The organism is Pseudomonas sp. FSL R10-0399, assembly GCF_009600165.1.
GTDB lineage: Bacteria > Pseudomonadota > Gammaproteobacteria > Pseudomonadales > Pseudomonadaceae > Aquipseudomonas > Aquipseudomonas helleri.
This window is the reverse complement of sequence record NZ_WIWK01000030.1, coordinates 44,554-55,802: the sequence shown is the minus strand read 5'-3', so window position 1 is coordinate 55,802 and position 11,249 is coordinate 44,554. Positions and strand designations below refer to the sequence as shown.

Sequence of the window (11,249 nt, the reverse complement as noted above, 5' to 3'; positions counted from 1 at the left end):
TGGTGCCCACTTAAATTTAAGTGCACACCATGTCTTGGCTTTGCAGGGCTGGGTAGATGACTTCGCCGGACGGATACCCTGCGTTCTGGAACTGCTGTTGCTAGCTGGCAGGCACCACAAGCCCACCGTCTGGGCGCCGTAGGCGTGTAATGTCCCCCTCACGCTCAACGGTCCATTTTTCCCGCTCAGGCCTATCAGGAAAGCCGGCCAATACTTCGACTGATAGCGCACCCGGCTTGATCACAACGCAGATTGATTGACCCGCAAGTGCCTCGGCGCCGGCAATCTTTCCCACTGCTTCGTCTGGGGGTGGGCATTTATCAAAGCCGAAGATCGGAACAGACTGTCCGTTGATACTGACGCGGTATCCAGGTGCCATGACCAAAGTTGCGTGTTGATTGTGAGCAAACCCCGAAAGTGCAAGCGCCTTGCTGCCGACCGCTGCCATGAAGTCACATCCTGTCAGCAGCAAGGCGCAGGCGGAGCTCTGCGCAGCAGTTTTTACTATTCTAATTAGCACCTATCGTCCTTCTAAAAGCTTTTGGTCAATCGCTATGGAGGCGCTTAGGAGTGCATAGTGCTGGCGCTGTACGTTGACCCAAGCCACTAGGGCCGTAAGCATCCAATTGTTCATGCTGGGTGCTTTAAGGGTGCCCACTGAGATTGTCTCGACGCCCTTACGGATTTTGTCTCGTACATTGGGCGGGAAACGCACGATGAATCTTCTTTCTTCCTTGCACGTATCGAGAGTGAAGTCTGGAACCACAGCTAAAACATTTTTGGCCATTTCCTCGCCCAGGTGAGCTTTCAGAATCCTCACCTCAGACAAAGAACGTACTTGCCCGTCCAGTGAATCCAGAATTGCCGCTACGACTTCGGAATTGATGCTTCGGCCTTGGTGGGTGCCGATACCTGATATTTCCTCAAAAAGCTCGACATACCCGCGAATGACAAACTTGTCTGCGCTTCTACTATCCCCTTTGATCCTGCGAACTGGAGGCACCCGGCCTGCTGCTACAGCTGCACGGGTGAAAGCTGCAATAGCCAATGGGTTGGTCAACTGTTTCATAAATAATTCCTTTTGCAGGGCGTCAGCGGTCGCACTGCACGCTTTTGTCACGATAGGCTGCCCAGCTGTCTTCGAAGCCGGTGTGGTGATCTGCATTCACGAAAACGTTTTCACCACAATCGGGCTGAACTTTGAGCATGTAGGACTTGGCAACGTCAGGCGGCACCACGTTGTCGTTCATGCCTATAAAGTGGCGTTGAGGCACCTTGGCCAACTGGTCGGCGAAGTCCACAGGGTTAAGAGAGCCGGTCAGTGGGGCAATGTGTTTCAGTTCTGTCCAGGCAGTAGGGTCTACGTTGCCAGCGATGGTCTGGACCTGTTTGACATCGGTCCGAGCCGCCGCGAGCAGAAGCGCAACCGCCCCACCCCCTGAGTATCCAACCAACTCGAATTCTTGAACCCCATATTGGGATTTGAGGGTGTCCAGCACTTCACTCTCAGCCTGAATCACATCCGTGCTGAATCGGGCTGTAGTCCATACGCTCTGTGTGCAATTCGCCCCCAGGACGAATTGGCAAGGCCGAGCTAAGTACACGGATGGTTGCGGGTCGCGGACTGCAAGCCCCGGAGCCATACTCTTGATTGGTGTAGGGTCATTGCTGATCGTATGACTGGTGATCCAGGCTCGACCATCGCCTTCGATATACACCCGCAAAACCTTGCCCTGCACCGTGGTGGGTTGGAGCGTCTGGATAGTGAATATTGACGTTTTTACCGCAACGGGTTTTAACTGGCTGCCTTGGCTGGCGCTGTTCAGGTCCAGTGGCTTCATGGCGCAACCCGAAGCCAACACCGCAGCACTCAGTGCGCAGACTTGGCCGAGGCGCCGTCGAAGTTGAATCATCGTGTGTGTCCTTGTTCTGGGTGCCGGCGTGGTAGCAGGCCCAGGTTTTGATTCTGATTTGGTTTGTCTGCGTGGATGATAACGGTCTGGCCCTTTATATCCACCGAACTCATAGCACTTCATTATCTGAGGTGGCGGAAACAAAAAACCCGCCATAGGCGGGTTTGTGTTCTAGCAGGGTGGTCTGATTTTAAAAATCATAACGACCTGTTATCGAGAACGTATCGGCATTGAAATCAGCTTTATGCGTGTAGTCATAAGACGCGCCCACGGTGTACTGCCCTTGGGTCCACTCCAGGCCAACGCCAGCTTCGTAAGTCCATTTTGTGGCCGGGGCACCAGTGGTAGCGAAGGTGTTGCCTCCGAGCATGAACGACGATGTGGTGTTCGCATTGTCTTGGGCGAAATCGTGGAAGGCCATCAGGCGAGCATTCGGCTTGAAGTCACCGTAGTTACCTTGCAGCTTGAAGCCACCACCAACGTCGAACACTTCCAGCGACTGGCTACCGGCGTGCAGCGATGCGTCTGTGCCTTTCTCAGAGAAGCTGTCGATCTTGACCTTCGAGTAGCGGGAGGCAAGCGTCGGGATCAAGTCCAGGTTCTCATTCAACGGGAACTTGTAACCTGCGCTCAGATCAGCAGACAGAACGGTCGAATCGTAGTCGCCTTTGGCACGCTCTCCAGCCACATATCGCTTGGATTCGTTGTCACCTTTACCGAACGACAGGCTACCCAGTACTGACAGCGGGCCTTGCTCCCAAGAGCCGTAGGCGCTCAGCAGGTTTGTGTTCACCTCGGTGTCGTTACCGTTGTTGCTGGAAACATTGGTGTGAACGTGGCTGAACGCAAGGCCCAGAGTAGTTTCATCGTTCAGCTTGCCATCGGCGCCGATGATCAGGCCGTTGGAGTTGGCGCCGTAGCCAGAGATTCCGCCGCGAGAACCTTGGTCGCTGTTGCCGTGCAGTACTTTTACCCATGCGCCGGTATCTACCAGTGCATCACCGGAGTTGGCACCCACTGCCGCAGTGCGACTGCCGATAGCAGAGTTTGTCAGGCCAGTTGCGGACAGCGAAGCGCTCTGAGCTGCACGGTTGGTTTCTGGCTGGAGAGAGGAAGCAAGACGGCGAAGCGTATCGCCATTCGCATTGATGAAAGTCTGGTACAGGTTGCTGTTGGGTGGCAGCTTCGACAGCACGTTGTCGATGAATGCCTTGGAAGCAGCGAGACCGTTACGGTCTACACCGATGGCGCTCAGCCCATTACCAGCTTCCTCACCAGTCGCGAGGCCGATGTTTGCGGTCAGGTCGGTGCTGCTCCAGGTAACATCTGTCACGGACAGTAGCGGAGTCAGGCTTTTCACTTGAGCCCCAAGGTTTTCCAGTTCGCCGGCAGAAATTAGAACGTACTTGGTGGTAGCTTTGTTGAAAGCACCGGGATTGGTAGTTACACCAACAACTGAGCCCTGCTCCAGAGTCAGCTTGCCACCTACCGATACGATTGCTTTGCTCGGATCAGTGCTGTCGTTCACGAACAGGCTCACACCGGCATTATTGCGAACGAACATTTTGCCAGTCACGTTGGTGACTTCCGCGACGTACAGGTTGCCAGTCACTACGTCGAGCGAGTCGGCTTCAATCAGGTTGGAGGAAATGGACACGTCGCCGTTGACGAACGCGTTACGAATGCCTTCGATGTTGCCAACGATGCTGCCGCCATTCAGGTACAGATGGCTCTGGCCGTTGCCGTCGATAGCCGCGTCACCGCCGCTAATCAAGCCGTTGTTTTGGGTGATGCGGTAGAAGTTGTCTACGTTGCTGGTTTCACCGTTGCCGGTATTAAGCAAGTCATTGGTGATCTTGATGCCGACGCCTTCTGCAACGATATTGCCTTCGTTGATGATGCCGTTCTTCATCAGGTATTGACCGTCCTGTCCGGTGCTGCTCGACGGCCCGTTGTTCAGGACAGTGTTACCGAACGATTCGCGTACCTCGATACCGATAGAGTCCTTGCCGGTGGCTTGGATGGTGCCGGTGTTCAGGATGCGGTTGTAGTCAGTGCGATCCATGCGCAGTCCAACTGCGTTTTGGCCGCTGGCGTTGATTACACCCCTGTTTTCAACGTCTTGGTCGAAGTTGACCATGCTCAACTCAATACCGCGAGCGTCCTTTCCAGTCGCGTTGATGACCCCAGCGTTCACAACGTCGCGTTCGATGCGTGCGTATTTGAACGTGTCGCTAGCTACTGCGTCTTGACCATCTACCTTGATACCGGCTATGCCGTCTGCTGCAACGCTGATTACGCCGTTGTTAATCAGATCGCCGTACAAGCTGACGTGCTGGAGCACGATGCCACCTTGAACGTCAGTCGGTGCAACGCCGGAGTTGTCCCCGACCATGATGTTGCCGTTGTTGACCACGTTCCCGATGGCGTCATCTACCACTCCCGACTGACCAATTACTGTGTCAGAAATGTTGATGCCCATGGCGTTGTAACCATTGGCGTGGATGTTTCCGTTGTTAACGAAGCTGCCGCCGATGTTGCCGTCTGCTGAGTCGTTATCAATGGTGATGCCAGTAACGGAGTCACCATTGATGGCGAAATTGGAGTTGCTGACAAAATCCCCGGCCACTTGTGGACCATCGGCTTTCACGCCGCCTTGGCCATCAGCTCGCACGCCGTTATTGGTCAGGGTGATGCTGTCGTAGGAGCCGGTAGCGATTTCAGTGCGGTTCTGACCGCTTACATCGAAGTCAGTAGCTTGTGCGGTTTGTACCGTTGCTGCGATTGCGATAGCCAGGAAAGTCTTACTGCCGAAATTAGCCACGTTCTAATGTCCTTATGTTTTTGTCTGATTTCGCCCTGCATCTGGTGGTATGTGCTGGGCGTATTGCTTTGTTGGGGGGATAATAACGACCGTGTGTCTGGAATCCACAGAACTCGCTACTATTTTTGAATTTTTTCTATATAAGGTGCCCGGACTGACGATTTAGGCCTGTGTAACGATTGCGGCCCCTGAATCAGCAAGCTTGCGATTTGCCACTGCCTGTATTCATGGGCGTCTGTTTTTTGGCGTTGTAATCTTGGCATGGTGCTGCCAAAATGGTGGCACTTCTCGATTCCCATGATGGGCATTGAGATTAAAACTAAAAAGTCACTCCTTGATGCCTTCGGGCACGTGGGAATGACAGAAGACAGATCAAGCGACAATGGTGTGATCACAGTGCATCGCGAGTTTGCATCGCCTGCCTAGTGGCCATCGTCGTATTGAAACCAAGGGGATTTTGGTAATGCAACAATGTGCGCGTGCGCGAAGGACACAGTATTCTCCGTCCGAAGATAGTGTGATGGTCGCTCGGGAGCTTGAGGTTGCTAACCGTATTCGTGGCGGAAGTGAGATTTTCTCGATTCGTCAGATGGCTAGCATTCACCAGATGAGCATCCCCTTCCTGCGAGAGTTCGCAGACACACACGGGATCATTTTTGCAGGAGCTGACGGCAACCGTACCAAACGTTTGTCCAGCGCTACGATCAACCGCGAGCGTGTTCACACTTCCGCAATCCTTGCACGTTCAGTATCCCGCAAGCCGGTGGCCTCACTGGATTGCGAAAAGATCACACCCGAGTTGCGTGAGCGCGCTCGGCGCCGGGATCAGGAGTCAGTGAACGGCTTCGTCGAATACCTCCGCGAGTTGTCACTGACCCACACCCGCGAAGAAGCGGCCAAGCAGGCCGGTATCTCGCCCACCTTTATGCGCACCATGGCCTATGACCAGAACTTGGTCTTCCTCGGCGAAAGCACCTCCGTGACCCGCTCTGTCACCCCCGCAGAGATTAGAAAGCTCCAGGGCAGCCTGTTCCGACCAAGCAATAAAGTGAAGTCCGCCACATCGCGGCTGCTCCGTCAGTACGTGATGGATGACTCTGTAGACGAGTTCTAAGCTTTGATTGAAGCGGTAAGGTGCCGGTTTGCCGTCTGCGTTTAATCGTCACCACCGCTTTGTCGCTTCACCCTTCCCCGCAGTGCCTTTGCCAAAAAGTGTTCTGGCAGTTTACGGAGTAGCCTCGATCTGCTTTGGCTCTCCGTGTACACCATCAGCGCCAGCCTTCTCAGTATCGTCGCCCAGTCTCTCCAGAGCTTCAATGAACCGCTTTTTCCGGTTTTTGGTCCGGGCGGTGCCCAAGCCTTTATATGCCTCGAAAAGATTGATCGCATCGCGAGGAATGATCATAGCGATGAAGGTTTTGAGAATAAGTCGTGGGGTAGCGTTCTTCCCGCTGCCCCCGAACAGGATGGTTTCCCTGTCGAACTGGTGGATGATGCCGTTGAAGGAGGCCCCGGTTGTGGCGAAGACGGTCAACTCGATTCGTTTTTCCTGGCAATGCTCTAGGAATCGATTCTGTTCGCGCACAGTACGGTCTACGACTGTTTCCAACGCATAGTTGAATCTCGGGTTCCGTCGATTCTGCTTTTTAGGCACCGGCTGGTCGGGCATTAACTCACCATTTTTCCCTGTGTTATCCCTGCTAAGCCGGATGAAGAACCGTTACTTGGCTTCTGGCAATTCAGTCCATGAGGTAGTGGAGCGTTTAGTTGGATATTGGCAACGGGAGAGCTGACCAAGGTTCTGATGTTCAGAACCAAATCGGACGGTGCCATTCCCTGATTTTCGATTGATCCGGTCGAGCGCGAGCATCAATTCCTTACTGCGTGGTGTCGGTTCGGGTGCAAACAAATCCGGGGTGTAGTTCGACTCGGTTACTGTTTCGAGGATCACCACCCCAGCTCGAATCCACGACCCATGATCCGTAAAGCACAGCTTTAATGCTTCCAATGCGGCGCTGATTAGAACACGGGTATCGCTAGTCGGAATGATGAGTGCGATTGTCGCTGATTTCCCCTGTACTGTCACCGCGGAACTACGGCATGGCATCAGGAAAACTCGCACTGTAGTGGCCATTAGCCGTTGCGCCCTAAGCTTACCCCCAATAAGTGAAGAAAAGGTTGTTAAATACTTAGCAATTTCGCCAAAGCTATCAATCGGGCCGGGGAAGGTACGAGTGCAACTCATTGATTTTTGTGGGCTGCCATCATCATCAGGGCCGATGCACAACTCCCAATTCAACTCCCGTATCGTCCGGGCCAGCCCGATGCCGTGGAGCTTGCGCATACGTCTTGGGTCTGCCTCAGAAAGTTGAAGCGCGGTAGTTATGCCGTGGCTTTTGAGGTGATCAGTCAGCCGCCTACCAATCCCCCATACCTCACTCACATCGGCCACGGCCATCAGCTTCCGCATGCGCTCGTAGTCGGTTATGGCCACCACTGACCCCGTTTGCCGCTTCCACTTCTTGCTTGCCCAGTTGGCCAGCTTAGCAGTGGTGAAGTTGTGGGATATGCCTACGCCAATTGGTATGCCTACTGTTTTCAGTACGTGCTGGCGGATTCGATGCCCAATCTCCCCCAGGTCGCCTCTCATTCCGCTTAGTAGCAACCAGGACTCATCGACGGAATACGGAGATATTTGAACGACCAAACTTCGTAGAGATAGCATGAATCTTCGGTGAACGTCGGCGTACAGGTCGTGATTTGAAGATTTTAAGATAAGTCCTTGCCGGCGTACCAAATCATCAAGCTCCCAGCGGGGCTGGCTCATTTTTACACCAAGAGCTTTCGCTTCATCCGAGCGTGCGACTACGCTGGTATCCCCGTTAGACAATACACAGACAGGACGACCTTGCAGGCGGGGTTCGAACAACCTATGGCACGACACATAAAAGCAGTGACCATCAGCTAGCCCAATGATTTCATTGGACTTCTGCGCATGCTGTGCAAATTCCAAGTTACCACTCCCCAAATTTCAACCTGTTCGTCCTCACCAATCAGGATCGGCGCCATTGCTTGGTTTTCTGGAATCAACGCGTGCTGTCCCCCGGCCCTTCCCAAGCGCTTCACCGTGAAATCGCCGGCCACCACCGCAACTACAACATCGCCGTGTACAGGGTCGAGGCTTTTGTCCACCACCAACACATCGCCGTCGCGAATCAGTGGGTACATCGAGTCCCCGCGAGCGCGCACAAGGAACGTCGAGTAAGCACCTACGCTCACCAACTCATCGAGGGAAAGCGGGGCCTCTTCAAAATCTACCCCTGGAAGCGGCCAACCACAGGCGACCTCGGCAAAAAACCGTAGGGGTATAGGGTGGTCGTTTAAACCGAGTCGCCGTACCACATTGAACATATCGGTCTCGCATATACTGGCTAAGTATCCAGTATATGCAGATTCTTGGCTGGCCGTCATATACGGCGATGGAATGCACGGATTTGATACGCGGGGCGGCTATGGATGCACATTTACGAGAATCGCGCAGCCCAAAAAAAGGGCTCTGCTTGAGCCCTTTTTGCGAGTTTGGAAGGTTCACACAATGACCCAGTTCTGAAAAGCATGGCCACCTCTTCAAGGTCCAGCCAGTTTCAGTTCGGGGCTTTCATTTGCTCTGGGGTAATGGATAAGCGGAACACTTTCACTTGGGAGTAGGTTTGGTCGTTCAGGCGTCCGATTTCTGGGATTGTGCTCATGCGCAGCGCAGCTTTAACAGCGCCATTGTCGAACTCGATCTGGCCGCTGGTGCTGGCTACCTGAACATCTGTAAGTCGCCCTGCTCGATCTACAGCGAGCTGGAGCACCACAACATCATCGTCATCCAGACTTTCGGCGCCTGACCGGGTAGGTGCTATTTCAAAGAACGGTTGCATGCGTTTGCGCACTAGGCCATCGAAGCGCTCATTGACCCCGTTGGGAAGCGGGTGCTGTTCCTTCTTCGCAAGCTGGGCATTCTGCAATGCTTGCTGTTTGACGGCCTCGGAACCGCTCGGTGTTGATTTCGATCCCTTTTTGCTGTCTATCTGAGACTGACGAAGCACTGCGTTTTCAGCCTGCAACGCTTGGACTGTACGGGCGAGCTTTGCCAACTCGGCGCTCAGAATCTGGATGGCCCGATCCTGGGCTCCATCAACCCGTTGAGTGGTGGCTTGGAACGCTTCCAAGCCTTCGATCTTGTTCGCCGACTCAACGAAACCAACGGAGTTGAAAGCTGTGAACGCATGTCCGCCAATGGAGATAACCAGAGCGAGGCTAGCAGCCGCTGATGGAAACCACTGCGCTTTGAAGAATGACTTTACCTTGGCCTTCGTTTCCAAGGTCTGTTGCTGTTCCATAACTCAACTTCTCTATGGGTCTGCCGGTGGTGCGTCCAGTCTTTACAAACAGCTCAGCGCCAGCAACTCAACCCGTTGCTTTTACTCGATGCGTGCGAGGTGCCAAGTAAGTGCACCGACCGCAGTGGCAACGAACTGTGCGTTTTTGGACACTGTGAGGAACCGTACCCGAGAGATTTCCCATGAGCACTTCGCAAAAAACAGATCAATCCAAGAAACTATCTATTGCCGTTGCGCAAGCCAAGCCGATGTTGGCGGCGGTGATGGGGGCCGTCATTGGTTGTGGCGCCAGCCTGCACATTTATTACACGCTACTTGGCGGCGCAGAACAGAATCGGCGGCTAGCCCAAGTAGAGTCCACCGTTGAGCACAACCGGATGGTAAGTGAAGAAGCGCTGGACTTGTTGAAGCAGATGCGAGCTGAGGTTTCCGAACACACAGCCCAGGGCGATGCCCCTCTTTCGAGGAAGCCGACTCAACGTGAGCTGTCAGATGCCTTGGATGGGCTGTTCGAGAAACTGCCGGATGCAACTGAACTGGACATATCTCCGGTCTCTACGGTATCAGAATCAGTTCCGGCACCCAGCGAGCCCGCAAGCGCAGAGCCACAAGCGCTAGAGAATACCAGTGGTCAAGCATTGAGTAGTGATGGAAAGGCAGCCGCTTCGAGCGAAGCGGCAAAGAATTAAGGCAATCCTGAAAGACAAATGGGGCCAAAATTGGCCCCACGCTCCCCATCACATCAAGTCCGGTGCAAGTGGCTACCGAACTCCCCTTCTGTCACAGCGCAAATCCTTTGCCTCTCGTAAGCCTCAGCTTATCTCTTCCTATGCTGGTCACTGTGTGCCAGTCCTTTGGCGAAAGAGGTCATCTTTCGCTAAAGTTATAATAGCAAAGTGACAGTTCGTTTCCTACCCGACCACAAACACTGATGCTAAGGAATCTCCGAACAAGTCCCGGATATGCGAAAATCGCCCGACCACCTGATCCGAGCCTCCCATGAGCCAGATGAGCTTTTCCGACTTCGAGTACGCCGGCAAGCGCAAGCAAACCCGCCGCGAACGCTTCCTTGCCGAGATGGATCAGGTCGTGCCCTGGGCAGGTCTGCTCGGCCTGATCGAGCCGTTCTACCCCAAGGCCGGTGGCGGTCGAAAACCTTACCCACTGGAAACCATGCTGCGCATTCACCTGCTGCAGAACTGGTTCTCCCTCAGCGATCCAGCCATGGAAGAAGCGCTCTACGAAATCACCCCCATGCGCCAGTTTGCACGCCTGACGTTGAGTGCGCCGATACCGGAAGACACCACGATCATGAACTTCCGGCACCTGCTGGAGAAACATCAACTGGCTCCTGCAATCCTCGCGGTCATCAACGGTTATTTGCAGGACAAAGGCTTGTCACTGCGCCAGGGCACCATCGTCGACGCGACCATTATTCATGCCCCAAGCTCGACCAAGAACAAAGACGGCGAGCGCGATCCCGAGATGCATCAGACCAAGAAGGGTAACCAGTATTTCTTCGGTATGAAGGCCCACATCGGCGCTGACGTTGAGTCTGGACTGGTTCATCACGTCCATGGCACCGCTGCCAATGTGGCCGATGTCACCCAAGTCGCTGAACTGCTCCACGGGGACGAAAACGCGGTCTATGCGGACGCAGGTTACACCGGTGTCGAGAAGCGTGAAGAGCACGAAAATCGTGACGTGATCTGGCAAATCGCGGCTCGGCGCAGCACGTATTCCAAGCTGAACAAACGCAGCCTGTTGTACAAAGCCAAGCGCAAGATCGAGTACTGCAAAGCGCAGACACGCGCCAAGGTTGAGCATCCGTTTCGGGTTATCAAGCGCCAGTTTGGTTACGTGAAAGTACGCTTTCGTGGGCTGATGAAAAACACGGCCCAACTGACCACGCTGTTCGCCCTGTCGAACCTGTGGATGGCTCGAAAACGACTGATGGGTTTGGGTGAGTTGCGCACTTAACACGGAGAACCGGGCGGAAAACGCTCCGCTGCACACTGTATTAGGCCGTTTTCAGGGAATAGCGCTGATTGCCTGGTGAATTACGGCCTGCCATCGCTGCGCGGCAAGTTGATCGGAGCATCCCTAAGGATCGACTAAAGCATT

10 protein-coding genes are annotated in these 11,249 nt (G+C 54.1%); 3 read left to right on the top strand and 7 right to left on the bottom strand.

All coding sequences use genetic code 11. The features are described from left to right. Positions 1 to 520: 520 nt before the first annotated feature. From GHO41_RS11305 to GHO41_RS30720, 3 genes are all read right to left on the bottom strand, one after another. On the bottom strand, positions 521 to 1,069 hold the full coding sequence (locus GHO41_RS11305; RefSeq protein ID WP_153433609.1) for an Arc family DNA-binding protein: 549 nt from the start codon (positions 1,067 to 1,069) through the stop codon (positions 521 to 523). 22 nt (positions 1,070 to 1,091) lie between these two features. Continuing rightward, positions 1,092 to 1,913 carry an alpha/beta hydrolase gene (locus GHO41_RS11300; protein ID WP_153433608.1) on the bottom strand — a complete coding sequence of 274 codons (822 nt, stop codon included), beginning with the start codon at positions 1,911 to 1,913 and terminating at the stop codon, positions 1,092 to 1,094. A gap of 190 nt (positions 1,914 to 2,103) precedes the next feature. After that, on the bottom strand, positions 2,104 to 4,737 hold the full coding sequence (locus GHO41_RS30720; RefSeq protein WP_153433607.1) for an autotransporter outer membrane beta-barrel domain-containing protein: 2,634 nt from the start codon (positions 4,735 to 4,737) through the stop codon (positions 2,104 to 2,106). Between the two features lie 589 nt (positions 4,738 to 5,326). Here GHO41_RS30720 and GHO41_RS11290 point away from each other — a divergent pair. Beyond that, the gene (locus GHO41_RS11290; protein WP_153433606.1) at positions 5,327 to 5,851 is read left to right on the top strand and encodes a hypothetical protein; all 525 of its coding nucleotides are present in this window, start codon (positions 5,327 to 5,329) and stop codon (positions 5,849 to 5,851) included. A 111-nt stretch (positions 5,852 to 5,962) separates the two neighbouring features. On the opposite strand, the gene GHO41_RS11285 is transcribed toward GHO41_RS11290, so the two are convergent. The 4 genes from GHO41_RS11285 to GHO41_RS11270 form a co-directional block, all read right to left on the bottom strand. Next, positions 5,963 to 6,406: an RNA chaperone Hfq gene (locus GHO41_RS11285; protein WP_153433605.1), complete on the bottom strand. Its 444-nt coding sequence runs from the start codon at positions 6,404 to 6,406 to the stop codon at positions 5,963 to 5,965. A 51-nt stretch (positions 6,407 to 6,457) separates the two neighbouring features. Continuing rightward, positions 6,458 to 7,750, bottom strand: a complete 1,293-nt coding sequence (locus tag GHO41_RS11280) for a Y-family DNA polymerase (RefSeq protein ID WP_178126495.1) — start codon at positions 7,748 to 7,750, stop codon at positions 6,458 to 6,460. Further along, positions 7,702 to 8,148: a LexA family transcriptional regulator gene (locus GHO41_RS11275; RefSeq protein WP_153433603.1), complete on the bottom strand. Its 447-nt coding sequence runs from the start codon at positions 8,146 to 8,148 to the stop codon at positions 7,702 to 7,704. The genes GHO41_RS11280 and GHO41_RS11275 overlap by 49 nt, the downstream gene beginning before the upstream one ends. A 233-nt stretch (positions 8,149 to 8,381) precedes the next feature. Then, positions 8,382 to 9,125 carry an energy transducer TonB gene (locus tag GHO41_RS11270; RefSeq protein WP_153433602.1) on the bottom strand — a complete coding sequence of 248 codons (744 nt, stop codon included), beginning with the start codon at positions 9,123 to 9,125 and terminating at the stop codon, positions 8,382 to 8,384. Between the two features lie 182 nt (positions 9,126 to 9,307). On the opposite strand from GHO41_RS11270, the gene GHO41_RS11265 reads away from it, so the two are divergent. Both GHO41_RS11265 and GHO41_RS11260 read left to right on the top strand, forming a co-directional pair. After that, positions 9,308 to 9,814 (top strand): hypothetical protein, encoded by a 507-nt coding sequence (locus GHO41_RS11265; RefSeq protein WP_153433601.1) that lies wholly within the window; start codon positions 9,308 to 9,310, stop codon positions 9,812 to 9,814. A gap of 310 nt (positions 9,815 to 10,124) precedes the next feature. After that, entirely contained in the window at positions 10,125 to 11,105 is a 981-nt protein-coding gene (locus GHO41_RS11260) for an IS5 family transposase (protein ID WP_096144393.1), read from the top strand. The last annotated feature ends 144 nt before the right edge of the window (positions 11,106 to 11,249 follow it).